This is a genomic window from Streptomyces sp. NBC_00354, from assembly GCF_036106915.1.
GTDB lineage: Bacteria > Actinomycetota > Actinomycetes > Streptomycetales > Streptomycetaceae > Streptomyces.
In genome coordinates this window covers 535,355-558,129 of the sequence record NZ_CP107983.1, presented here as the reverse complement: position 1 = coordinate 558,129, position 22,775 = coordinate 535,355, and the positions used below count along the sequence as shown (strand labels likewise).

General features: G+C 71.7%; 21 protein-coding genes. 13 read left to right on the top strand and 8 right to left on the bottom strand.

Features of this window, described 5'->3' with window-relative positions; translation table 11 throughout:
- Positions 1 to 10: 10 nt before the first annotated feature.
- Positions 11 to 472, top strand: a complete 462-nt coding sequence (locus OHT74_RS02715) for a hypothetical protein (RefSeq protein ID WP_266660231.1) — start codon at positions 11 to 13, stop codon at positions 470 to 472.
- A gap of 33 nt (positions 473 to 505) precedes the next feature.
- Here OHT74_RS02715 and OHT74_RS02710 read toward each other — a convergent pair whose 3' ends face one another.
- Positions 506 to 1,039, bottom strand: a complete 534-nt coding sequence (locus OHT74_RS02710) for a DoxX family protein (protein WP_328619173.1) — start codon at positions 1,037 to 1,039, stop codon at positions 506 to 508.
- Between the two features lie 151 nt (positions 1,040 to 1,190).
- Between OHT74_RS02710 and OHT74_RS02705 the strand changes: the two genes are divergently transcribed.
- Positions 1,191 to 1,658: a Rieske (2Fe-2S) protein gene (locus OHT74_RS02705; RefSeq protein WP_266660227.1), complete on the top strand. Its 468-nt coding sequence runs from the start codon at positions 1,191 to 1,193 to the stop codon at positions 1,656 to 1,658.
- Positions 1,659 to 1,733: 75 nt separating this feature from the next.
- Here the strand turns inward: OHT74_RS02705 and OHT74_RS02700 are convergent, their stop codons facing one another.
- Together OHT74_RS02700 and OHT74_RS02695 are read right to left on the bottom strand one after the other, a co-directional pair.
- Positions 1,734 to 2,354, bottom strand: coding sequence for a putative glycolipid-binding domain-containing protein (locus tag OHT74_RS02700; protein ID WP_328619172.1), 621 nt, complete (start codon positions 2,352 to 2,354; stop codon positions 1,734 to 1,736).
- A gap of 75 nt (positions 2,355 to 2,429) precedes the next feature.
- The gene (locus OHT74_RS02695) at positions 2,430 to 2,903 is read right to left on the bottom strand and encodes a response regulator transcription factor (protein ID WP_328619171.1); all 474 of its coding nucleotides are present in this window, start codon (positions 2,901 to 2,903) and stop codon (positions 2,430 to 2,432) included.
- Positions 2,904 to 3,116: 213 nt separating this feature from the next.
- Here OHT74_RS02695 and OHT74_RS02690 point away from each other — a divergent pair, with 213 nt between their 5' ends.
- From OHT74_RS02690 to OHT74_RS02675, 4 genes are all read left to right on the top strand, one after another.
- Positions 3,117 to 3,773: a LysE family transporter gene (locus OHT74_RS02690; RefSeq protein WP_328619170.1), complete on the top strand. Its 657-nt coding sequence runs from the start codon at positions 3,117 to 3,119 to the stop codon at positions 3,771 to 3,773.
- Positions 3,774 to 3,869: 96 nt separating this feature from the next.
- Complete coding sequence (locus OHT74_RS02685; RefSeq protein WP_328619169.1) at positions 3,870 to 5,330, top strand: DUF7824 domain-containing protein; 1,461 nt, start codon at positions 3,870 to 3,872, stop codon at positions 5,328 to 5,330.
- A 35-nt stretch (positions 5,331 to 5,365) separates the two neighbouring features.
- The gene (locus tag OHT74_RS02680) at positions 5,366 to 6,256 is read left to right on the top strand and encodes a hypothetical protein (protein WP_328619168.1); all 891 of its coding nucleotides are present in this window, start codon (positions 5,366 to 5,368) and stop codon (positions 6,254 to 6,256) included.
- Between the two features lie 109 nt (positions 6,257 to 6,365).
- A complete protein-coding gene (locus OHT74_RS02675; protein ID WP_266660217.1) occupies positions 6,366 to 6,746 on the top strand; it encodes a VOC family protein in 381 nt (126 codons plus the stop codon).
- Positions 6,747 to 6,757: 11 nt separating this feature from the next.
- Here OHT74_RS02675 and OHT74_RS02670 read toward each other — a convergent pair whose 3' ends face one another.
- Both OHT74_RS02670 and OHT74_RS02665 read right to left on the bottom strand, forming a co-directional pair.
- Positions 6,758 to 7,186 carry a universal stress protein gene (locus OHT74_RS02670; RefSeq protein ID WP_266660215.1) on the bottom strand — a complete coding sequence of 143 codons (429 nt, stop codon included), beginning with the start codon at positions 7,184 to 7,186 and terminating at the stop codon, positions 6,758 to 6,760.
- A gap of 33 nt (positions 7,187 to 7,219) precedes the next feature.
- Positions 7,220 to 8,728 carry an APC family permease gene (locus tag OHT74_RS02665; RefSeq protein WP_328619167.1) on the bottom strand — a complete coding sequence of 503 codons (1,509 nt, stop codon included), beginning with the start codon at positions 8,726 to 8,728 and terminating at the stop codon, positions 7,220 to 7,222.
- Between the two features lie 323 nt (positions 8,729 to 9,051).
- Between OHT74_RS02665 and OHT74_RS02660 the strand changes: the two genes are divergently transcribed.
- Entirely contained in the window at positions 9,052 to 10,329 is a 1,278-nt protein-coding gene (locus OHT74_RS02660; protein WP_266660211.1) for an Nramp family divalent metal transporter, read from the top strand.
- A 33-nt stretch (positions 10,330 to 10,362) separates the two neighbouring features.
- On the opposite strand, the gene OHT74_RS02655 is transcribed toward OHT74_RS02660, so the two are convergent.
- Positions 10,363 to 11,346: an ArsR/SmtB family transcription factor gene (locus OHT74_RS02655; protein ID WP_266999125.1), complete on the bottom strand. Its 984-nt coding sequence runs from the start codon at positions 11,344 to 11,346 to the stop codon at positions 10,363 to 10,365.
- Between the two features lie 129 nt (positions 11,347 to 11,475).
- Here OHT74_RS02655 and OHT74_RS02650 point away from each other — a divergent pair, with 129 nt between their 5' ends.
- The 6 genes from OHT74_RS02650 to OHT74_RS02620 all read left to right on the top strand — a co-directional run bounded on the left by OHT74_RS02650 (position 11,476) and on the right by OHT74_RS02620 (position 18,646).
- Complete coding sequence (locus OHT74_RS02650) at positions 11,476 to 12,747, top strand: MFS transporter (protein WP_328619166.1); 1,272 nt, start codon at positions 11,476 to 11,478, stop codon at positions 12,745 to 12,747.
- Positions 12,748 to 13,168: 421 nt separating this feature from the next.
- Positions 13,169 to 13,963 (top strand): hypothetical protein, encoded by a 795-nt coding sequence (locus OHT74_RS02640; RefSeq protein WP_328619165.1) that lies wholly within the window; start codon positions 13,169 to 13,171, stop codon positions 13,961 to 13,963.
- Positions 13,960 to 14,856: a homocysteine S-methyltransferase family protein gene (locus OHT74_RS02635; protein WP_328619164.1), complete on the top strand. Its 897-nt coding sequence runs from the start codon at positions 13,960 to 13,962 to the stop codon at positions 14,854 to 14,856. The genes OHT74_RS02640 and OHT74_RS02635 overlap by 4 nt, the downstream gene beginning before the upstream one ends.
- 124 nt (positions 14,857 to 14,980) lie before the next feature.
- A complete protein-coding gene (locus tag OHT74_RS02630; RefSeq protein ID WP_328619163.1) occupies positions 14,981 to 16,123 on the top strand; it encodes a peptidogalycan biosysnthesis protein in 1,143 nt (380 codons plus the stop codon).
- Between the two features lie 58 nt (positions 16,124 to 16,181).
- On the top strand, positions 16,182 to 17,411 hold the full coding sequence (locus OHT74_RS02625) for an ATP-grasp domain-containing protein (protein WP_328619162.1): 1,230 nt from the start codon (positions 16,182 to 16,184) through the stop codon (positions 17,409 to 17,411).
- Positions 17,408 to 18,646, top strand: a complete 1,239-nt coding sequence (locus tag OHT74_RS02620; RefSeq protein WP_328619161.1) for an MFS transporter — start codon at positions 17,408 to 17,410, stop codon at positions 18,644 to 18,646. Before OHT74_RS02625 ends, OHT74_RS02620 begins: the two co-directional genes overlap by 4 nt.
- A gap of 112 nt (positions 18,647 to 18,758) precedes the next feature.
- On the opposite strand, the gene OHT74_RS02615 is transcribed toward OHT74_RS02620, so the two are convergent.
- On the bottom strand, positions 18,759 to 20,393 hold the full coding sequence (locus OHT74_RS02615; RefSeq protein ID WP_328619160.1) for a hypothetical protein: 1,635 nt from the start codon (positions 20,391 to 20,393) through the stop codon (positions 18,759 to 18,761).
- Between the two features lie 53 nt (positions 20,394 to 20,446).
- Positions 20,447 to 22,651 (bottom strand): catalase/peroxidase HPI, encoded by a 2,205-nt coding sequence (gene katG, locus OHT74_RS02610; RefSeq protein WP_328619159.1) that lies wholly within the window; start codon positions 22,649 to 22,651, stop codon positions 20,447 to 20,449.
- Positions 22,652 to 22,775: the final 124 nt, after the last annotated feature.

The following is a 22,775-nucleotide window of genomic DNA, read 5'->3' as shown; positions in this document are numbered from 1 at the left end:
GCGTGTTCGCATGACTACGACACCGGCTGAGGCGGGCGGGTCGAACGTGCCGCCGGACCGAGCCCGCCCGCGGATGGAGATCCGCAACCGGCAGACCGCCGGGCTGACGTTCCGCGCGGACCCGTGGGCCGCGAGGAAAGCCGGTGCCCAGGCGACTGCCACGGTCAGGGCCTGGGGATACGCGCACCTCGACGAGCCGGACCTCGAAACCGCCGTACGGCGTCTCGTCGACGCGGCGGTCGCCGACGGCGGCAAACGGATCAGCGTCCACCTCGCCGACCAGGACCACCGCATCCTCGCCGTCGCCCTCAGCCACGTCGCCGGTGCCGCGCCCGACGAGGGCGCCGTCCTCACCGAACTCGCAGCCCTGCGCACCGTGGTCAGCTGCGGCAGTGACGTCGGGCCCGACGGGCGCCGCGTGTGGGCCCTGCTCGACGCCGCGCCGCCGCGCCGCCACGGACAAGGGACCTGACGCAGTCTCACCTGCCTCATGATCCCCGGCGGTTCAGGACGGGACGGCGGTGGCTGCCGGGTTCGGCCCGGACCTCGCGTGCGCCGACGCCGGCCGGCGCCGGCGGCGGTGCAGCAGCGCGTCGAGCGAGAGCGCAGGGGCACCCGCGAGGACCAGCGGGATCCAGGCCATCAGGTACACCAGGTCGTTGCCGTAGTAGTACGGGGTCGTCGGCCAGCTGATGGTCAGCCACAGGCTCAGCGAGATCAGGGCGCCGCCGAGGGCCGCGAGCCGGGTCAGCAGCCCCACCAGGGCGCCCAGCCCGACGGCCAGTTCACCGAGGGCCATCGCGATGCCGAAGCCCACCGGGTTCTGCGAGGAGAGTTCGATCAGCCCGGGGAGGGCGGCCGAGTCCCGTACGGCTTCCATCTGCTGTCCGATCGAGCCGTCACCGCCCGCGGACAGGAATGCCGCGTCGGTCAGCTTGTCCAGGCCGGCGTAGACGAAGGTGATGCCGAGGAAGAGGCGCAGCGGCAGGAGTGCGTACTCGGCCGCTCGGGTGCGCAGGTCGGGGGATGTCGTAGTCACACCCTGGACACGCAGGAACCCGCGCTCCGGTTCGGCCGAAATTCCGCGAAGGACGCGTTGAACCGCCCGCCGCTTCCCTGCGTGTTCCTGCTGAGGCTGGAGTGGCAAGGGATGCTCCGGTCCGCTTCCGGTACGAGAAGGAGATACGGCCATGGGTGACACCACGCGTCGGCGCACGGTTCTCGCGGCGGGCGCCGCCACGCTGGCAGGCACCGTCCTGAGCGGCTGCGGCAGCGACGGCGGGTCGGACGCGGCAGCCGACAACGCGCCTGCCGCGCCCTCGGCGGGCGGTGGCAGTGGCAGTGGCGGTTCCGGCGGCGGCGCCGGTGGCGGGCAGGCGCTCGCGCAGACGTCGGAGATCCCGGTCGGTGGCGGCAAGGTGTTCAAGGACCAGAAGGTGGTGGTCACCCAGCCGATGGCGGGGCAGTTCAAGGCCTTCTCGGCGACGTGTACGCATCAGGGCTGCTCGGTCGCGACGGTGAAGGACGGGAACATCGTCTGCCCCTGCCACCAGAGCCTCTTCAAGATCGCGGACGGTACGGTCGCCGGAGGCCCCGCCACCCGTCCGCTGGCTGCGGCGAAGATAGCCGTGGAGGGCGACAAGATCACCCTCGCCTGAACCCGTCCGCCGCCGGACTTGCCGAGCCCGCCTGACTGGGCCGGGCCCGGCGGCGGACGCCCGCACCGCTCGGCGTCAGCTGTCGCTGTCGTCGTAAGCGCTGCCGTTGCCGTAAGCGGTGTCGTCGCCCAGGTGGGTGGTGGCCAGCCCCGGGTAGTCGAGGACGAGTCCGGTGCTGTCGAACTCCACGTCACTGCGGAAGCCGTCGGAGGAGTACCGCACCCGGTGGCCGCCGAGCGGGGTGTACGTCTGCGCGGACGGTGTCACGGTCAGTTCCGGTACGGCCACCCAGGCCATCAGGAACTGCTGCTCGGGGCCCTGTTCGCGGGCGAGGTGGAGCCCGTGGCGGCGTACGGGCATGGTGTTGGTCAGCGGGCAGAGCCCGAGGTCGCAGTCGAGGGCGCCGTCGAACTCGGCACGCGCCTGCCCGTCGACCGTCCACCGCCCGTCGTCGCCGCGGCACAGCGCGAGTTCGCGCCTCGCGTGGCCCGGCCCCTCCACGCTGACGTGCAGCGAACGGGTGACGAAGCGCGGCCCGGTCTCGAGCCGGTAGGCGACCCAGTACGGGCCATCCTCGAGGGCGAGTGCCCGGCCCCGCGCGTGGAGCCGGTCTCCCTCGAACTCCCCCCATGCGGTGTCGTATCCCTTGCCGGCCGAGACGTGCCAAGTGCGGGTGAAGCGTACGAAATCGTCCATGAAACGATCTTCGCGCACGATGACGGCGGCGGGGGCTCGGAGGGGGCTCGGCGGGGCGCCGGACCGCGGGGTACGTCAGCCGGCGATGCGGTATCCCACCCCCGGTGTCGTCGTGATGACCTGTGGACACCCGAGGTTGCGGCGCAGACGGCTGATCGTCACCGCCACGGTGTTGGTGAAGGGGTCGGCGTGTTCGTCCCACACCCGTTCCAGCAGGTCCTCCGCGCTCAGGAAGGCCGGGCCGGCGTCCGGCAGCGCCTCGAGCAGGGAGAACTCCCTGGCCGACAGGTCTACGGGCAGGCCCTCGCGGGTGACCGTGCGCCGTACCGGGTCGAGTTCGACGCCGGCTGCCTGCAAGGTGCGGGGGCGGGCCTGCGGCCGGCGGCGGGCCAGTGCGCGGACGCGCAGCACGAGTTCGGGACTCGCGTCGAGTTCGGCCGCGGCCTCCAGCCCGTCGAAAGCGATGTCCACCGCCATGCCCTGATCGCGCAGGCCTTCCGCCACGACCTCGGCCAGGGCCCGCGCATCTTCGACCACCAGCACCCTCATGCCTCGGCGTCCTCGCGGGATGGCCGGCGGCGGCCCTGCTCGCCGGCGGTGTGCTGCTGCACCGGCGCGACGCATGACCGACGACGAGGCACTGCCGTGGCGGGGTCACTCGTCCGTGTGGTCCCGAGCAGGCCCTCGCCCGGATCCACCGGGCGTTGGGGTTGTCGGCCGCCGTCGGCGTACCCGTCCCGCGGGCATCATCACCGTCAATCGATGGTGGATGAGGGGCGGGTGGGGAGCGTGGGAGAGCTGGCGCTGGGCCTGGCCCTGGGGTTCAGCGCCGGGGTCAGCCCGGGGCCGCTGCTCGCCCTGGTGCTGTCCGGGACCCTGCGCGGCGGGCTCGGGGCCGGCCTGCGGATCGCAGCCGTCCCCCTGATGACCGACCTGCCGGTCATCCTGCTGTCGGTGGCGGTCCTGAGCGTGCTGCCCTCGCGGTTCGTTGCCGCCGGGGGCGTCGTGGGCGGGGCGTTCCTGCTGTGGCTGGCCGTCTCCACGCTGCGTGAGGCCCGTACCGCGACGCCGCCCACCGCGGCCGATCCCGTTACGGCACGGGCGCAGGGCCGGCGGGTGCTGCGCCAAGGGGCCGTGGCCAATCTGCTCAGCCCGCATCCGTGGACGTTCTGGCTGACCACCGGAGCCCCGGTCCTGGTGGCGGCCTGGCGGCACGGACCGCCTGCCGCAGGCGGGTTCCTGCTCGGCTTCTACACCCTGCTCGTCGGCAGCAAGGCGGTGCTCGCCCTCGCAGTGGCCCGGGCCCGGCACCGCATCGGGACGCGCGCGTACCGCCTCCTGCTGGCCGCCACCGGCCTCCTGCTGCTGGTCGCGTCCGCGCTGCTGTTCACCGAGTTCGGCACGGCCCTGCTCAACTGATCCACCACCGGCCTGCCGCCGGGCAACCGGACGCGGTGAGCGCTTGTTATCCTCGCGCGCCGCCCGAGTACCGGGCGGACAGGGGAGGGGGAACAGATGGGGCACGTGGCCGAGGAAGCCGTACCCGCGCCGCTCGCCGTGGTGGCGCGAACGGCCGCGGAGCTGATCGACGCGGACGGCGGAAGCGTGACGGCGTACGAAGCGCTGCTCGACGCCGTGGTCCGGTGGGCCGGACGGGATCGAGAGGCGCTCGCCGAGGCGCTGCGCCCGGTCGCGGAGCGCTGGGGCGGTGTCCACCAGCCGCGGGTGCTCGCCGCCGCGCGGCTGCTGGCCGTCGTACGGTGCGCCGCAGGGCCGGTCGAGGAGGGGGCGGAAGCGGACCGGGGCGAGGCCCGCCCGTGGCTCGAGACCTGCCGGCACGCGGCGGTCCAGTACGTGATCGGCGCACGGATCGCGGAGATCTGCGGCCGGCTGCGGTACGGGGAGAGGGTGCCGATGCTGCTGGCCACGCCGAGCCGGGCCGACGGCACCGTGGACCCGTTCGACCTGGTCATGCGGCTCACCGAGTACGAGCAGGCAGGCGCCCGGCCCGGACCCGCCGACCTGGGGCAGGCGTTGCTGCGCTGCGGCGGCGGACCCGCCGACGAGGACGTCGTACGCGCGGCGGCCGAGCTGGCGCTGCCCGAGGGCCCGCGCATCGCCGCATGGCTGCGCCGGGGCGGTCTGCCGCAGCCGCGTGCGGCCGTGGTGCGGGAGCCCGGGGAGCCGGAGCGGCCGAGCCGTCGGTACGGGGCCCGGGTGGGGCGCCGGGTCCTCGTCGGTACCGAACCCCTGGACGGGCGAGGTGACTTCCCCCGGCCCTTCTGGTCGCTGTTCCGCGCTTTCGAGCCGCTGATCGGCTGCAATCACCTGCTGCTGGGGCACCGGGAGCGGCATGCCGTCGTCGCGCTGCCGTGGCACCCCGAGATCGTGGCTGCCCTGCTGCTGACGGAGGTCGCGGCCACGGCCGACCAGGACGGGGCGGGCAGCCCCGGGTTCCTGCCCGCGCTGGCGCAGAGCCCGGGCCCGGCCGGGCCGGCCGTGCATCTGGCCCTGGCGTACGGGCTCGGTGCCCGCCCGGACACCGACCGGGAGGCGGCCGTCGAGGCCTTGCTGATCCTGGCCGCGCAGGGCCGCCTGCACGGTGCGCTGCTGGGCGGTGAGCTGGCCCGGCTGGTGCTGCTGGGAACCCTGCGGCTGCCGGTGGTGACGGAGTCGCTGGGCCGGGCCGCCGGTGCCGGTGCCGGTGCCGGTGAGGGCGCCCGTACGGCCGGCGGCGCCGGCGCGGTGTGGCCGGTACTGGCCGCGATGCTGCCCGGTCTGCTGGCGGCGGTGCAATCGGGAGCCGTGTCCAGGCCGCACGTGCCGCTGCTGACGTTGGCCGCTGACTGCGCGCAGGGCTGCGACGCGCGCGGCACCGTCACCGAGGTCGATGCCCTTGCGGCGCGGCCGGGCTCGGCGCAGTCGGTACGGGAGGCCCGCCGGCTGCGCGACGTGCTGGCAGGGCGGCGCCCGTAACGCCGCAGGACCTGGTGTGCGTCATGGTGGATGTCGTGGACGTCGATGCTGATGTGGATGCGGTTGCCGACGAGCTGTACGGACTGGTCCCGGGCCGGTTCACCGCGGCCCGGGACGAGCGGGCGGCCAGGGCCCGGAAGGCCGGACAGGCGCAGGCGGCCAGGGCCATCGCAGGACTGCGGCGCCCCACACGGGCGGCGTTCGCTTCGAACCTGCTGGTGCGGCGGCGCCCGAAGGAGGTCGCCGCCTTCCTCGAACTCGGCGAAGCGCTGCGCCAAGCCCACCGGTCACTGGACGGCGCCCAGCTGAAAGACCTGTCCCACCAACGGCATGTGGTGGTCGCCGCACTGGCGCGTACCGCCCGGCAACTGGCCGAGGAAGAGGGCCAGGCGGTCAGCGAGAGCGTCGCGCACGAGGTGGAGCAGACCCTCCACGCCGCCCTCGCCCACCCGGAGGCCGCCGAGCAGTGGTCGAGCGGACGCCTGACCACAGCGCTCACCCCGCCGGTCGGTTTCACGGGCCTCCCCGACACCGCTCCCGTACGCCCGCAGCCCGCTGTCACCCGGGCCGACGCCCCGGCGAAGCCGAAGCCGTCTCGCAAGGCGGAGCAGCGCCGAGCCCGGCACGAACAGGCGCGCCGCACGGCCGAGGAGACCGGCGTCGAGGCCACGGCACGGGAGGCGGAACGGCGCGAGGCCAAGCAGGAGCAACGCGACCACGACCAGGCGCTGGCCGAAGCCGATGCGCGTGTCGCCGAGGTGGAGCGGCAGCTGCGCGAGGCGCAGACCGGGCAGGTCGAAGCGCGGCGCGCCCTGGCCGAAGCCACCGGCCGGGTCCGGGACGCCGCCCGCGCGGCGGGTGCGGCGCGCCGCAAGGCCGATGCGGCCGCCGACCGGCTGGCGGAGCTGACGGGGGCGGAGGAGTAAGCGGAGCGGCCCCTGTCGCCCGGCTGCCGGGCGACAGGGGGCGATCGGAGGGACACTGAAGCCAGGGGGCCGATGCCGGATGAGCTGCGGCGAACGGAGGGCAACCACCATGCTGGGAGACAGCAAGGGATTCAGCGGCTACTCGGTGGACAACATCGAGGGCGCCAAGGGTTTCTACGGCGAGACGCTCGGACTGCGGGTGTCCGAGGAGAACGGTCTCCTGACCCTGCACCTTGCGGGGAACACCGACGTCATGCTGTACCCGAAGGAGAATCACGAGGCCGCGACCTTCACCGTTCTGAACTTCCCCGTGGACGACATCGACCGGGCCGTCGACGAACTGGCCGCACGCGGCGTGGCGTTCGAGCGGTATGAGGCATTCGACCAGGACGCGAAGGGAATTGCCCGGGAGACGCCCGGCCCCGCGATCGCATGGTTCAAGGACCCGGCCGGGAACATCCTCTCCGTGCTCCAGCCGAACGGGATGTAGGTCGGATGTACCTACTCCGCGGTGTCGCCCCGCGTCGGGACGCACAGCACCGGGACCGGCGACAGGTGCAGCAGTTTGTGCGGGGTGGAGCCCAGCAGGGCGCCGCGGATCGGGCTGTCCCCCCAGCTGCCGACGATGATGACCCGGGCCCGGTGCCGTTCCGCGGCGTCGAGCAGGGCCTGGGCCGGTTTCTCGTCGACCACCTCGACGGTCGACGGGACGCCCGCCTCGTCGGCGGCCTCGACGGCCCGCGCGAGGGCGCTGCGTCCCGCCTGCCGCACGGCTTCCCGGTGCGCCACGTACTCCTCCCCGGCAGCGCCGGGCGCGGCGGCACCGTAGACGAGGACGAGCGGTTCGCCGAAGGCGGTGGCGACCTCGAGCGCCACTTGCAGGGCCCGTTCCGCGCCGGGTGACTCGTCGTACCCGAGGACCACAGACATCAGGGACTCCTTCCGGACGCCGGGCTCGCCGGGCTACCGCTTCCTGCCGTGGACGAGCTCCGGATCGACGACGCCCCGCCGCTCCCGCCAGAACCTGCCGTCCCGTACCCGCCAGAAGCACATGATCAGTACGCCGACCACGGTGATCCCGATCCCGATCACCAGCGGTGGGCCGAGACCGAACCACGAGACCCCGCTGGCCGAGTTCTCCGGATTCGACATGTCGTTGACCGACTCCTCCAGCAGCCAGGCCAGCAGGCCCGCGCCGATGAGCGGCCCGAGGCCGATGAGCAGGAAGTTGTGCAGGTTCTCCAGCAGGTGGCGGCGGTAGTAGACGGCACAGGCGACTCCGGTCAGCGCGTAGTAGAAGGCGATGAGCAGGGAGAGCGCCGTCAGCGAGTCAAGGAGGGCGTTCTCGCTGATCTGGTTGACGATGAGGTACCAGGCGATGGCGATGGCGGCGACCCACCACGTGCTCACGTCCGGGGTCCGGAACCGCGGGTGGATGTGCGCCAGCGGATGCGGCAGCGCGTGCCGCCGGGCCATCGACAGGGCCGTCCGGGAGGCCGGGATGATCGTGGTCTGGGTGGAGGCGAGCGCGGAGGTGCAGACGGCCAGGAGCACCACCCAGTCCCAGCCGCCCATCACCTCGTGCGCGAGCACGGCGAAGATGGCCTCCTCCTCGCCCGCGTTCTCGGCGAGGAAGGCGGTTCCGGCGTAGCCGACGATGGCGAAGCCCACGGACAGGTACGTCACCAGCAGCACCACGGTCGACCAGATCCCGGCCTTGCCGGGCGCCGTGGCGGAGTTCTCCACCTCCTCGGTGAGGTTCACCGCGGACTCCCAGCCCCAGTAGATGAACACGCCGAGCAGCAGCCCGCCCGTGAGGGCGGCGCCGCCCGCGCCGAAGGGGTTGAGCCAGGTGAGGGACGGCTCGATGGAGTCGAGGGTGCTGGTGCCGGCGTAGATCCGGTAGATGGCGACCACCGCGAAGGCCAGGAGGCAGAAGACCTGGGCGAGGATCAGGATGTCCTGGAGGTGGGCCGACAGCTCGGTGCCGATGACGCAGATGGCGGTCATGGCGAGGATCACCACGACGGCGAGGGTCTGCCGGATCACCGGGTTCGCGGCCCAGCTGTCGAGGCCGACGGCGAGCAGGCCGAAGTTGACGGCGACGTCGGCCAGCGAGCCGATGACCAGGACGCCGGTCATCGTGATCGCCCAGCCGCCGAGCCAGCCCGCCCAAGGGCCCATGGCCCGCGTCACCCAGGAGAACGTGGTCCCGCAGTCCTGGTCGACCATGTTGAGGTAGTAGAAGGCGGCGGCGATCAGCAGCATCGGAACGAACGACGCCAGCATCACGCCCGGCGCGTAGATCCCGGCCAGCGCCACGATCGGCCCGATGACGGCGGCCAGTGAGTAGGCGGGCGAGGTGGAGTTCAGGCCGATGACGAGCGCGTCGAGGAAGCCGATCGCGTTGTGTTTGAGCTCCGCGTCCGGGATCTCTGCACCCGCTGCGCCGCCGGCACTGTCCTGGGCCATACCGGCATCGTCACGCACCCGGCGGCACTGCGCGAGGCGCGTGCGCTGTCCGGGGGTCCGCGGCCGGGCGACGCAGGGCGAGCATGCCTCCGATGCCCGGGACCAGCGCGATGCGCGGCCCCGACCTCGCGCTCCAGCAGGTACTGGGCGCGGTCGAGACCGTTTCCGGCGGATTACCGGCATCAGCCCCCACGCCTGCCGTCGCGCCTTCCGGGGCCAGGCCGCCGCCGTGCAGTGACCAGGGAGGGCCTCTTGCGCGTCCGCCGCGGAGCCGGTTTGGTGACCGGGTCCACCGCAGCTGAGAACGGGAAGGCGGCAGACGCATGGCGGAGACCCTCCAGGCCGGCACGGGGGAGAGCGAGAACAGCGCCCCGCGCAAGGCAAGTTGGCGCTACATCGGCCCCGGCATCGTCGTCGCCGCGACCGGCGTGGGTGCCGGCGACCTCGTGGCCACACTCATCGCGGGCAGCAAGTTCGGCTACACGCTGCTGTGGGCGGCGGTGATCGGCTGCCTGGTCAAGATCTCCCTCGCGGAGGCCGCCGGCCGCTGGCATCTCGCCACCGGCCGCACGCTGTTCGACGGCTGGCGCAGCCTCGGATCCTGGACCACGGTGTACTTCGCCGGGTACGTCGTCGTCTGGGGCTTCGTCTACGGTGCCGCGGCGATGTCCTCCAGCGCCCTCCCGCTCGCCGCGCTCTTCCCGGACACCATGGACCTGAAGGCCTGGGCCGTCCTGTGCGGCCTGGTGGGCCTGGTGTTCGTCTGGTTCAACCGGTACGCCGTCTTCGAGAAGGTCATGACGGTGCTGGTCGGCGTCATGTTCCTCGTCACCGTATATCTCGCGATCCGTGTCACGCCGCACCTCGGCGCCGCTTTCGCCGGCCTCGCGCCCGTCCTTCCGGACGGTTCGCTGATCTACACGCTCGGCCTCATCGGCGGTGTCGGCGGCACGATCACCCTGGCCGCGTACGGCTACTGGGTCAACGCCAAGGGCTGGACCAACGCGGGCTGGATGAAGGTGATGCGCCTGGACAACCGGGTCGCCTACGTCACCACCGGCATCTTCGTCGTGGCCATGCTCTTCGTCGGTGCCGAGCTCCTGCACTCCTCCGGTGTGGCGATCGCGAAGGGTGACCGGGGGCTGCTCGACCTCACCGACATCCTCGCGGACCGCTACGGAACACCGACCGCCAAGCTCTTCCTGGTCGGCTTCTTCGCGACGTCCTTCACCTCGCTGATCGGCGTGTGGCACGGCGTGAGCCTGATGTTCGCCGACTTCGTGACGAAGTACCGCCCGTCCCTCGTCCCGGACGGGACGAGTCGCGAGAAGTCCCTGCCGTTCCGGGCCTACCTGTTCTGGCTGACCTTCCCGCCCATCAGCCTGCTCTTCCTCGACCAGCCGTTCGGGCTCGTCATCGTGTACGGGGTCATCGGCGCGTTCTTCATGCCGTTCCTGGCCCTCACCCTGCTGTGGCTGCTCAACAGCTCACGCACACCGGCCGGTTGGCGCAACGGCCTGCTGAGCAACGTGATGCTGGCGGCCGCCGGCCTGCTGTTCGTGCTGCTGTGCGTACAGCAGGTACGGGAACTGCCCTGGTAGCGGCCGCCGCGGGGGCGGAGCCTGCAGGCGCGATCAGGAATGCGGGCCGGCCAACTGGTCGCCCAGCGGGCTGCGCCGGTACAGCACCTGCCGTCCGTCACGGGCCCGGGAGACCAGGCCCGTGGCGTGCAGGACGCGCAGGTGCTGGGACACGGCGCTCGGGGTGACCCGGAAACGGCGCGCGATCTCGATCGTCGGCAGCGGCTCGGTGAGGAGGCCGAGCAGCCGGGCTCTGGGCGCGCCCAGCAGCGCCACGACAGCAGACGCGTCGGCCGTCGGCGCCGGGGCCCACATCGTCGCGACCCCACGGCTCGGGTACATCAGCAGCGGTGGCTCCTCGGGGCTGACCGGGGGTGCGGGCTTGTGGGCGAACACGGACGGCACGAGCAGCAGCCCCCGACCCGATGCGGCGACCCGGTGCGCGCTGATCATCTTGTCGATGTGCAGCACGCCGTCCTGCCAGCGCAGGTTCGGATGCATTCCGGCGAACAGCAGGCGGGCGCCGCCCATGGCCAACTGCCGGGCCCGGTAGGTCATGTCGGCCTCGAGCAGCAGCCGCATCTGCGGCCACATCGGCTTGACGGCGACCTCCCAGTACCGCTGCAGGAGGTCACAGATCGCATCGCGGAGTCCGAGGACCGGCGCATCGTCCGTCGCGGCGGCATCGCGCAGGGCCTCGGGCAGCGGATCCGGTGCGTGGGCGGCCGACAGGTCGCGGCGCACCAGGTCCGGGGAGGCCTCGCGGACGACGGCCAGTTCCTCTTCGAAGGCGGGGGAGAAGCTCGTCGGCCGCGGCGTCAGGAAGTCGGGAAGGGTGAGCCGCTGCGCCACCAGGGACATCAGCAGGTCGGTGTCGAGCGCGTCGAGCCGGCCGAGGACGGACCTGCGCCACGGGAGGTGCACCGCGGACAAGCCCGGGTCGCGCAGCACCCGCAGGCTGAAGACGGTTTCGCTCAGGGGCGAGACCGCGAACCGGGTGTCCGCGAGGTCCTCGACGCCGAGCACGAAGCTGATCATTAAGCGCTACGCTACATCAATTGGCAGCGGGACGCGGGTGCCGTGGACTTCCGCACATGACACACACAACTCCTGCGCGGTGCACAGCCACGCCCGACGACGGGCCGGTGGACTGACATGAGCCGCCGGATGGTTCTGATCCTTTCCGTGACCTGCGCCGTCGCCGTCGGCAACCTCTACTTCCCGCAGGCGATCGTCCCGCTGATCGGCGCAGGACTGCACACCTCTCCCGACGCCGCCTCCATGGTGGTCACCGCCACTCAAGTCGGCTACACGGCAGGGATCTTCCTGCTGGTTCCGCTGGCCGACCGGCTCGCGCACCGCCCGTTCCTCGTCACCCTGCTCGTCCTCACCGGCCTGGGTCTTCTCGCCGCGGGTTGCGCACCGACCCTGACGCTCCTCGTCGTCGCCAGTGGTCTCATCGGGGTCACCACCGTGGCCGCGCAGATCATCGCCCCGCTGGCAGCCGGGCTCGTGGCCGCGGACCGCCGCGGCGCGGTGATGGGCACGTTGCTGAGCGGGTCCATCGGCGGAATGCTGCTGGCCCGCACGTTCAGCGGGACACTCGGCGAATGGCTGGGGTGGCGGGTCCCCTACCTGGTGGCCGGCATGGTCGTCCTGCTCCTGGCGACCGTCCTGAGCTGCACGGTGCCGGCCACGGCCGGGCCCTCGCGCGAGCCGTACCGGACACTGCTGAGCGAGCCGCTGCGCCTGCTGCGCGCCGAGCCGGAGCTGCGCCGCTCCTGCATCTACCAGGCTTCGGTCTTCGCCGGGTTCTCCGCCGTGTGGACCTGCCTGGCGCTCCTTCTCACCGGCCCGGCCTACGGCTTGGGCAGCCCGGCGGTCGGGATGCTCGCCCTGGTCGGCGCGGCCACCATGCTCTGCACCCCGCTCGCCGGACGCCTGGTGGACCGCAGGGGGTCCGACGTGGTGAACCTCGTCTGCCTGCTCGGGGTGCTCCTCTCCGCCGTGGTGCTGGCCGCCGGTGCCTCGGGCGGCGTGGCGGGGCTGACCGCCCTGACGATCGGCACGCTCCTGCTCGACCTTGCGATGCAGTCCGGCATGGTCGCCAATCAGGCACGGGTCTTCGCCGTGCGCTCCGATGCCCGCGGCAGGCTGAACACCGCCTACATGACCTGTGTCTACCTGGGCGGCAGCGCGGGTTCCTGGCTCGGAGTACACCTCTACGGCCGGGCCGGGTGGTGGGGCGTGTGCGTGCTCGTGGCCCTGCTCGCCGTACTGGCCCTGGCCCGCCACCTCGCGGCGCTCCGCGCGCCGGGGGGCATCAGCACCGCGAAGGTCGCCGCCGGCAGCCGCCGCAGGGCCGGCAGCTCCAGTGCGTACGGCAGCCCCGAGAACAGCACCGCGATAGCCGGTCCCAGCGCCGGTACGTCCGGCTGAAGCAGCGCGCCACCCACCACCTGGAGCTGACGCCGGAGGGCTCGGGACGACCACGCCGGACCTGTGGCCTGCAGATGCCCGCCCGACGGCGACGATCGAGGCCGCGAACACCGACGAGTGGCTGACGGCCCGGAGCGGGCCGAGGGCGCGGGCCCGCCGGGCGCTCGCGCCGCGCGGATCCGGTACCGACCCTGCCGGTCAGGCGATCCGTTTGTGAAAGAAGCGTGAATCGCTTCTGGCTTCAATGATTCAGAGGTCCGGTAGCGCAATCCGTGCATACTGTCGACCAATTTTTTGATCCCCCTATATCTGCGATGCCCTATTTGTTCGACTTGTAGAATCGGGCGCCGACGATCATGATGAGTTCTGTAACGGATCTATGAATGGAATGTTTCCGGACGGGCGCCCTCGGGGGGTTTGTATGGTCGTCGATGTTCGTGAAGTGGCGCGCGCCTACCTGCGCAGCGCCGATATGGAGAGCGGGCGATTACATTCCGGATTCGAGGGTTCCGGTATTCCCGAGGACCTGGTCCGGAAGATAGCCAACCGTTTCCACGAACAGCCGCACCGTCCCAACGATCCCGAGGTGCGCGCCCAGTACCTGCGGATGGCGGACGAGGCGAAGGCTCAGCTCGCCTGCATGGCCGAATGGGGAGTGAAGGTCCGCATGTACCGGCGCCCCGGGCAGCCGTACGGTACGTCCCAGGAGCTCTGCGAAGCCCTGGATGCGGGCGGGGACCTGTACGTCTACCCCACCGAGCACGGGCACGGGCCGGAGGGGTACAAGGACCCGGACAACCCGCTCCTGCTCCGGTCGGAGGTCGAGATCGACGGCGCCCGGGCCTTCCACAACGACGTCCTGCGGGCCACCCACGACTACTTCGGGCACTATCAGGTCCGCGCGCCGTTCAATCTCCGGGGCGAGCTCTCCGTGGCCTATGCGCACCTGAGGATGTTTTCCCCGGAAGTTCACGGAGCGGTCCTCAACGAGTTCGTCGGCCAGATTTCCTGGTTCTACTACGGGCCGCACATTCTCCGGCCGGACGGTTCCGTTCCGCTCCGTGGTGACGACGACTGGATCTGCCCGTCGGAGCGTCCTTTCGCTGATCAGAAGGTCAATCTGATGCCTTCCGCGTGGGTCGAGGAATTTTTTGAGTGGGGCCGCGCGCAGAGCGTCGCGCATCACACGGTGGAACATCGCAAGGAGTTGGTATGAGCCCGCGTCCGAGAATCCTCGACGGCGGTACGGCAACCGGTCTGCAAGCGGCCGGAATACCCATCGTCGAACCCTGGCTCACCAGCGCGGCACTGCGTGACGCCGCCGGTATGGACGCGCTGGAGGGCGTCCACGCCGAGTTCCTGCGTACCGGCAGCGACATCCTCACCGCCAACACCTTCCGCACCAACACCCGGGCGCTGTCCCGTATGGGCGTGGCCGAGCGGGAGCAGGCCGACTACGTCCACCGGGCCGTGGCCTGCGCTGTACGGGCCCGCCGGGCCGCCGGTGCACCGCACGCCCTCGTGGCCGCCTCGGTCGCCCCCGTGGAGGACTGCTACACCCCGGCCCTCACCCCGGACCAGGACTCCCTGCGCCGCGAACACCGGTGGATGGCCGCAGTCCTGGCGGACTCGGAGGCCGATCTCGTCCTGGTCGAGACCCAGTGCACGCGCCGTGAGGCGGTGATCGCGGTCGAGGCCGCCGTCGAACGAGGGTTGACCGCATGGGTCAGCTTCGTCGTCACCGAGGACGCGACACTCCCCGACGGCGACGCGCTCCGGGACGCGGCACGGGCCTGCGTCGAGGCCGGCGCGAGCGCCGTATCCGCCAACTGTCTGCCGCACGCAGCCGTTCCGCGCGCCCTGGAACTGCTCTCCGGCCTCGGCGCGTCCGTGGGCGTCTACCCGAACCTGGAGGACCGCGCAGCGCTCGACGAGTGGGAGCACAGCGCGCATTCCCTGCCGCCGGCCCTGTCGCCCGCCGCGTTCGCCGACCTGACGTACGGCTGGGCCACGGAGTTCGGGCTGAGTTTCGTCGGCGGCTGCTGCGGAACCGCACCCGAGCACATCAGCGCGCTGGCCGCCAAGCGCCTTGCGGGGGCGGCCTCGTGACGTTCCTCGTGACGTTCCTCGCGTGGGGCCCGCAGGATCGCCTCGACTACGCTTCCCCAGGTGGGGAGGCCCCTGCCCGCGGGGCGCGGTGGGGCCAAGTGCGCGAGGAAATGGGAGGGACGGCGTGGTGACGCTCAGGGAGTACGCCACCGTGGACGGCTTGTCCGCCGGTTACTGGAGCACCGATCCGGCGGACCCGAGAGCCTCGACCGCATGGCTCACCGCGAACCGGTGGCCCGAGGACGGCGTGCGCTTCCTGGCGGACACGGGAGCCGGTGCGGCCTGTGCGGTGCGCACCCAGGACGATCACATCGGCTTCCCCCGGATGAACTGCACCGACATCGCTGCCGGTACGGGCCGTGACGTGACCCAGCCCGAGGCGGACCTGAAGGAGGCCCGGGCCGAGGGGCTGCGTCAGCTGAACGTCTGCGCCCTCGGTTACGGACCGTCCGTATTCCCCGCGAGCCTCCCCAACGGCGCGGGCCGCGACGGCGCCGAGGGCTCACGTTCCGCCGGCCTCGCCTTCGACGCGGACGCCTTGGTGGCATCGCTCGGGGAACACGCAGGCAGCCAGGGCCGGCTGCTCACCTTCCTCCACCTGGAAGAGACCAACCCGGTGCTGCCGGTCCTGCGGGAGCGCGGCTGGCACGTGGGCGTCACCGACCGGTACTTCCTGATCGAGGACATCGGAGCGGACGAAGCCGGCTACCTCGCCCGCTTCCCGGCGGACCGCCGCCGCCAGTTGCGGCGCGAGCTCGCGTCCCTGGACTCCGCCGGCGCGACCGCCGAGATCCACCGGGGCGACACGGTGACCGAAACGATCCAGCAGGAGGTCGCGTGGCTGGAGGCGTGCGCGGACGAGAAGCACGGCATCCCCGGCGACCCGGCCCGCCTGCTGCGCGTGAACGAGCGGCTGCGCACAGCGTTCGGCCCCCGTTACGCCGTGGCGCTGGTCCGCGACCGTGATGGCCGCGCCGTCGCGAGCGCCACCCTGGTGCTCGGCACCCGTGACGTCCTCCTGCGCATGGTCGGGCTCGGGCCCGGCAGCGAGGAGATCGGCGCGTACTTCCACGTCGCCTACCACCTGCCCATGCGGCTGGCCCGCAGTACGGGATGCTCCCGGGTGCTGCTCGGCACCGGTACCGGCACCCCCAAACTCCGCCGGGGGGCCGTCGCGCAGCGGCTGCTGAGCGCCGTACCGCCTGCCGCCACCGCGCACGGCGCACTGCTGCGTCGTACGGACGCGGCCCTCACCGCGTGCCCGTGACCGCCCGGGCCGTCCGCTTTCTCTCCCCGCTCGCCCACTCCGAAGGATTCAGGTCGCCTTGAACACACGTCCCACCGTCCTCGTCATCGGCATCGGACCGCTGCGTGAACGATTCTTCGCAGCGGCGGAGCGCAGGGGTGTCGACACGATCCTCGTGGACGAGACCGCCTACTCCCGCTACGACCGGCTGGCCACCGAGAACTACGCCTGGCGTCTGACGGACCACCAGGACCCGGGTCCCGACCTGCATCTGCTGGATTCGCTCGCAAGCCGGGTGGACGGCGTGCTGGCCCTGACCGACTGGGGAACCCGGGTCGCCGCCCGGCTCGCGAAGGAGTGGGGCCTGCCCGGCGCCGGCGTGGCCGTGGCCGAGGACCTGGCCCACAAGGGCGACGTACGCCGCCGGCTCGCCGGCACCGGGGTGGAGCTGCCCTTCGTCCTGACGTCGGGCGCCGACGAGGCCGCGCAACTCCTTCGTTCGGCGCCGTCCGGCGAGGTCATCGTCAAACCCGTCGACGGCGCGGCCAGCCTCGGCATCCGCCGCGTGTCCGACCCTGCGGACCTCGCCGACGCGATCTCGGCCGTCATGAACACGACCGGTCAGCCGCAGGCCCTCGTCGAGCACTTCGTCCCGGGGCCCGAAGTGTCCCTGGAAGCCGTCGTGTCGGGCGGGCGCACCCTGTTCGTGGGCGTCACCGAGAAGACCTGCACCGCGCCGCCTTCGTTCGTCGAGACCCGGCACGTGATCGACCCCGCCGTCCAGGCCGAACTCGGCCCCTCCGCAACCCGTTTCGTCGAGAACGTGGCGGCGGCGCTGGACGTCGACAACGCCGTGCTGCACCTGGAGGCCAAGTACGACGGAGACCGCTGGCACCTGATCGAGGCGGCCTTCCGCCCGGCCGGCGGACTGATCAGCGACGTACTGCTGCGCGCCACCGGGCTGGACCTGTACGACGCCGCGCTCTCGGTCGCCCTCGGCGCGGAGGACCCCGCACGCCCCCGTGCGGCCCGCACCCCGCAGGTGGCGGCGGTCGAGTTCGTGGCGGCCACCGGCACCGTCGCGGACGCCCCCACGATGGCGGGCGTCCGCGACGGGCTGCCGCTCGTCTCGCACGCAGAGCGCCTGCTGCCGCCCGGTACGACCCTGGGCAGCGTGGACGCCAACTGGTGGCGGTCCGGCTACGTCCTGGGCAGCGGCCCGGACCGCGGCGACCTGCTCGCACAGCTCTCCGAGGCGAACTCCCGACTGCTCGACGTCCTCGGCCTGACGCGGATGCCGGACGCGTGAGCGGGCCGGGGGAGGGGCCGCTGCCCCGGCTCTTCGTATCGGCGATGATCGTCGACGCGGTGGGCTCGGGGATGTTCATGCCGTTCGCGCTGCTGTACTTCGTACGGGTGCAGGACCTGGGCGTCGGGACGGTCGGCACCGCGCTCACGGTGGCGAACCTCGCGCTGATCGCGGCCAGCGCGCCCCTGGGGCGCCTGGTGCAGACGTACGGCTCGATGCGCTCGCTCATCGCCGGCAACGCCGTGCGCGCCCCGCTGTTCGTCCTCTACGCGGTGGCCCTGCCCGCCCCCGTGGCCGTGGGCGCGCTGGTCCTGTCCGCCGTACTGGACAAGGCGGTGTGGGTCTCGCTCGGCGCCACGATCGCCGGGCTGGCACGCGGCCCCCGGGCGCGGCGGGCGTTCAGCACCGTCGGCTGGGCCCGGAACATCGGGCTGTGTCTGGGGTCCCTGGTCGGCGGCGTCCTGGCGTCGGCGCAGAGCGCGACCGGCCTTCGGGTGATCGTGCTGGTCAACGCTGCCAGCTTCGCCGTCACCACGGTGGTGCTGCTGCGGCTGCGCGGACAGTCGGGCGCTGCGGCCCCGGCCGCGCGGAAGGACGCGCAGCGGGATACGGCCGGCGGCGGAGCCCTGCGGGTGCTGCGCCTGCCGGGCTTCGCGCTGCTGAGCGCCGCCAAGACCTGTTTCACGGTGTGCGCCACCGTCGTGTCGATGTTCACCGGCCTGTACCTCGTGGACCACGCGGGGCTGGACGGCTGGGCGGCGGGTACCGTGCTGGCCGTGAACGGCGGCCTCGTCGTGCTGTTCCAGCAGTCGCTGGTCAAGCGCACCGCGGACCGCCCCGCCCCGCGGATGATGCTCTTCGGCGGCGCCCTGTACGCCGCGTCCGGCCTCGGCTTCGCGCTGATCGCCCCGTTGCAGGACGCGGTGCTGCCGGCGGTCACCGTCGCCGTCGCCCTGGTCGCGATGACGGTCTACACGCTCGGCGAGATCGTGATCGCCCCGGCCAGTGACGGCTACGCCGCGGACCTCGCGGAACCCGGTACGGAGGCCACCTGCATGTCGGTCTACCAGTCGTCCTGGTCCCTGGCCTCGGTGGTCGTCCCGGTCGCCGGATCCTGGCTGCTCGTCGCCTCGGCCTCCGCGTTCTGGATCGCCTTCGCGGCCGTGGCCCTGCTGGGCACCCTCCTCAGCGCCCTCCTCGCCCGCACCCGAGCCCCGGTGACGGCGCCGGCCTGACCGGCCGGGGAGGGGGGAACACGTGCAGCGCCCCGGGAGGCGGCCGCAAAGGCCGTCCCGGGGCGCTGTCGTTCACACCTGCCGGCGGATCGTTTCGCCTGGGTCAGTCGGGTCAGTTCGTCTGGTAGACACCGAAGATGTCGACCACGAGGTCGATGTTGTCCCAGCCGCGGTTCCAGAAGTCCACGATGCCGTTGTTGCCCATGCCCGCCTGGACCAGGTTCGGGACGGTGTTGCCCTTCTTCCAGTTCAGGTTGGAGGAGTTGGGCGGCGTCGGCCAGATCTCCCAGCCGTTGTCGTAGTCGTACAGGCTGTTCGGGTCCGGGGACACCGTGAGGTAACCGTCGCCCCGGGGGTTGGTGACCGTGGTGTTCAGCACGTACGCCGTGTTGCTCGGGCGCGTGGTGGACAGCGGCATGTAGATGTAGCCCTGGCCCTCCAGCTGGCCGTACGGCCAGTCCGCGGGGTCACGGGTGTCGAGCAGTCGCTCCGGCAGGAACGGCAGGTAGGCGCCCTGGCTGTCCTGGCTGTAGTAGCCGACCACGTCGACGATGACGTCGGTGCCCTTCCAGGCGCCGTTGCGGACCTTGATCGAGCCGTCGGGACCCACCGGCACGATGACCGAGTTGGCGACGGTCTGGCCACCGCGGAAGTTCAGGTTGGACGTGCTCGGGACCGACCCGCCGCTCGGGAAGACCGTCAGGTGGCCGTCCTCGCGCGGGTTGGTGACGGTCACGTTCAGCGCGACGGCCGTGGCGCCGGACGGGATGCCGCCCTTGCCGGTGATCTGGACGCCGATGGTGCCCTGGCCGGCGACCTGCCCGAGGCCCTCGCGGGTGTCGAGGAACCGCGAGGGGGCCAGCGGGGTGTAGCCGCTGGACGAGGTACGGGTGAAGTAGCCGGTGATGTCGGCGATCAGGTCGACCGACTCCCAGCCGCCGTTGTACAGGTCGACGTAGCCGTTCTTGTTGACCGGCACGATCACCAGGTTCGGGACGGTCTGACCGGCCGAGAAGTTGACGTTCGACGTGGTCGGACGGTCGCTGCCCTCGGGGTAGACCGTGACGTGGCCGCCGCTGGTGGTGTTGGTGGCGGTGACGTTCAGCACCACGGCCGTCACACCCGCGGGGATCGCGCCGTTGCCGGAGATCTTGACCCGGGTGGTGCCGTACGCGGGGACCTTGCCCTGCTCCGTACCGATGCCGCTGCGGGTGTCCAGCAGACGGGTGGGTGCGTACGGGGTGAAGTCGGAGCCGGGCGTCACGACCTGCAGCTGGTTGACGGCCCGCTCGCCCGAACCGTCCGACAGGGTGACCTTGATGGTGTACGAGCCGATCTCCGGGTAGGAGTGCGTCTCCGTCGAGTTGGTCGGCCCGTTGGCGCCGAACGTCACGCTGGTGCCGTCACCCCAGGCGACGTTGACCGAGAGCGCGGTGCCCGGGTCGCTCGCGACGGCGACGTCCAGGCTGATCCCGCGCGCGCTGATGCCCTTGGCGGTCATGGCGACGGTCGGCTCCGACGCAGCGGTGCCCTCCGCCTGCGGGGAGGCAGCGCCCTTGCCGTTGGCCTTGGCGGCGGACGAGGTCTGGACCGTCTGCTCGGCAGGGCTCTTGAAGGTGGTGAAGTTCGACGCCGCGGCCTTGTTCAGGTCCACGTCGGGCACGGTCACCCCGTGCGTGCCCGCGGTGCCCGGCGTGGCCGGCCCGGCCTGGGCCACCCCCGGTATGAGACCCACACTCGCTGCCACGACGGCAGCGGACATTACGAGTCGGCGATTGCGCACCGGCCCCCCATTTCCGTTTACGCTTGAACAGGTTCGAAAGCTCGCTCAGAGTACACAGCCACAGAGCCTTGATCACGGGGGTGGCCCTGATTGACCGCAGCGAATCCACGAGGCCCGTCGGGGCCCGGTGGACAATCGGGGCGAGGCGGTACCAGGCGGGCGGGCGAGCGGGAAGCCCCCTCGAACGTGTTCGCGTCCTGGGACGTCGCGGTCCACGTGGTGCCCAGGTCGAGCAGGTTGGCGAAGAAGTCGTTGGTCAGCGACTCGGGGGTCGTGGTGAGCACGCCGAGCGACGACTGCTGGTGGTTCGCGCCCAGGACGCGGAGCCCACCGACGAGGACCGTCATCTCGGGGGCGCTCAGCGTCAGCAGGTTCGCCCGGTCGATCAGCAGGTACTCGGCCGGCAGCCGGCTGCCCTTCCCCAGGTAGTTGCGGAAGCCGTCGGCGACCGGCTCGAGCGCCGCGAACGACTCCACGTCGGTCTGCTCCTGCACGGCGTCCGCGCGACCCGGGGTGAAGGGGACCTCCACGTCGAAGCCGGCGTTCTTCGCGGCCTGCTCGACGCCCGCACCACCGGCGAGCACGATCAGGTCGGCGAGCGAGACCTGCTTGTCGCCGGCCTGGGCCGAGTTGAAGGACTGCCGGACGCCCTCCAGGGTGCGCAGCACCGTCGTCAGCCGGTCGGGCTCGTTGACCTCCCACCCGCTCTGCGGCTGGAGGCGGATGCGTGCGCCGTTGGCGCCGCCGCGCTTGTCGCTGCCGCGGAAGGACGAGGCCGACGCCCACGCAGTGGAGACGAGCTGCGACACCGACAGGTCCGAGGCGAGGATCTTGCTCTTGAGGGAGGCGATGTCCTCGGCGTCGACGGGCGCGTGCGTCACGGCCGGGAGGGGGTCCTGCCACAGCAGCGTCTCGGACGGGACCTCCGGGCCGAGGTAGCGCACGATCGGGCCCATGTCGCGGTGGGTCAGCTTGAACCACGCACGGGCGAAGGCGTCCGCGAACTCCGCGGGGTTCTCCAGGAAGCGCCGGGAGATCGGCTCGTACGCCGGGTCGAGGCGGAGGGAGAGGTCCGTCGTCAGCATCGTCGGGGCGTGGCTCTTCGACGCGTCGTGGGCGTCGGGGACGGTGCCCGCTCCGGCACCCGCCTTCGGCCGCCACTGGTTGGCACCGGCGGGGCTCTGGAACAGCTCCCACTCGTAGCCGAAGAGGATCTCGAAGAAGCTGTTGTCCCAGGTCACCGGGGTGTTGGTCCAGATGCCCTCGAGGCCGCTGGTGATCGCGTCCGCGCCCTTGCCGGTGCCGAAGCTGTTGCTCCAGCCAAGGCCCTGCTGCTCGATCGCAGCGCCCTCGGGGTCGGCGCCGACGTTGTCCGCGGGGCCCGCGCCGTGGGTCTTGCCGAAGGTGTGGCCGCCCGCGATCAGGGCGACCGTCTCCTCGTCGTTCATCGCCATCCGGCGGAACGTCTCGCGGATGTCGCGGGCCGCGGCGAGCGGGTCGGGGTTGCCGTTCGGGCCCTCCGGGTTGACGTATATGAGGCCCATCTGGACCGCGCCGAGGGGGTTCTCCAGCTCACGGTCGCCGGTGTAGCGCTCGTCGCCGAGCCAGGTGGTCTCGGGACCCCAGTACACGTCCTCGTCGGGCTCCCAGACGTCCGCGCGGCCGCCGGCGAAGCCGAAGGTCTCGAAGCCCATCTGCTCCAGGGCCACGTTGCCGGTGAGGATCATGAGGTCGGCCCAGGAGAGGCTCTGGCCGTACTTCTTCTTGACGGGCCACAGCAGGCGACGGGCCTTGTCGAGGTTGCCGTTGTCCGGCCAGCTGTTGAGGGGGGCGAAGCGCTGCTGTCCCGCCCCGGCGCCGCCGCGGCCGTCGCTGATCCGGTAGGTGCCGGCGCTGTGCCAGGCCATCCGGATCATGAACGGGCCGTAGTGGCCGAAGTCGGCGGGCCACCAGTCCTGCGATGTGGTCAGCACCTGCGCGATGTCCTGCTTCACCGCGGGGAGGTCGAGGGTCTTGAACGCTTCGGCGTAGTCGAACTCCTCGCCGAGGGGGTTGGCCACGACGGGGTTCTTGGCGAGGATCTTGAGGTTGAGCCGCTCGGGCCACCACTGGCGGTTTCCACCGCCCTGCGTCGGGTGTGCGGCGCGCTCGTGCGCGACAGGGCACCCGCCTCCACCCTCCGTCTTCGCGTCTACGGCGTTTGCATCATGGTTCTCAGACATGGGAATCCTTCCAAACCGGGCGGATCGCGCTGCTAAGGAAGTGCGGGTGGCGGAAGCGTCGTACGGGCGCGGCTGTCGTGAGGGTTGGCTGCCGACCGAACCGATCCTACGATGGACACAATCC

What these genes read in the sequence shown, in the direction of transcription:
- OHT74_RS02670 (WP_266660215.1), bottom strand. Translation starts at nt 7,186, where the DNA reads ATGTCTGTGGTCCTCGGGTACGACGAGTCACCCGGCGCGGAACGGGCC.
- OHT74_RS02665 (WP_328619167.1), bottom strand. Translation starts at nt 8,728, where the DNA reads ATGGCCCAGGACAGTGCCGGCGGCGCAGCGGGTGCAGAGATCCCGGAC.
- OHT74_RS02675 (WP_266660217.1), top strand. Translation starts at nt 6,366, where the DNA reads ATGCTGGGAGACAGCAAGGGATTCAGCGGCTACTCGGTGGACAACATC.
- katG (WP_328619159.1), bottom strand. Translation starts at nt 22,651, where the DNA reads ATGTCTGAGAACCATGATGCAAACGCCGTAGACGCGAAGACGGAGGGT.
- OHT74_RS02635 (WP_328619164.1), top strand. Translation starts at nt 13,960, where the DNA reads ATGAGCCCGCGTCCGAGAATCCTCGACGGCGGTACGGCAACCGGTCTG.
- OHT74_RS02715 (WP_266660231.1), top strand. Translation starts at nt 11, where the DNA reads ATGACTACGACACCGGCTGAGGCGGGCGGGTCGAACGTGCCGCCGGAC.
- OHT74_RS02655 (WP_266999125.1), bottom strand. Translation starts at nt 11,346, where the DNA reads ATGATCAGCTTCGTGCTCGGCGTCGAGGACCTCGCGGACACCCGGTTC.
- OHT74_RS02660 (WP_266660211.1), top strand. Translation starts at nt 9,052, where the DNA reads ATGGCGGAGACCCTCCAGGCCGGCACGGGGGAGAGCGAGAACAGCGCC.
- OHT74_RS02640 (WP_328619165.1), top strand. Translation starts at nt 13,169, where the DNA reads ATGGTCGTCGATGTTCGTGAAGTGGCGCGCGCCTACCTGCGCAGCGCC.
- OHT74_RS02705 (WP_266660227.1), top strand. Translation starts at nt 1,191, where the DNA reads ATGGGTGACACCACGCGTCGGCGCACGGTTCTCGCGGCGGGCGCCGCC.
- OHT74_RS02650 (WP_328619166.1), top strand. Translation starts at nt 11,476, where the DNA reads ATGGTTCTGATCCTTTCCGTGACCTGCGCCGTCGCCGTCGGCAACCTC.
- OHT74_RS02685 (WP_328619169.1), top strand. Translation starts at nt 3,870, where the DNA reads ATGGGGCACGTGGCCGAGGAAGCCGTACCCGCGCCGCTCGCCGTGGTG.
- OHT74_RS02690 (WP_328619170.1), top strand. Translation starts at nt 3,117, where the DNA reads ATGGTGGATGAGGGGCGGGTGGGGAGCGTGGGAGAGCTGGCGCTGGGC.
- OHT74_RS02700 (WP_328619172.1), bottom strand. Translation starts at nt 2,354, where the DNA reads ATGGACGATTTCGTACGCTTCACCCGCACTTGGCACGTCTCGGCCGGC.
- OHT74_RS02695 (WP_328619171.1), bottom strand. Translation starts at nt 2,903, where the DNA reads ATGAGGGTGCTGGTGGTCGAAGATGCGCGGGCCCTGGCCGAGGTCGTG.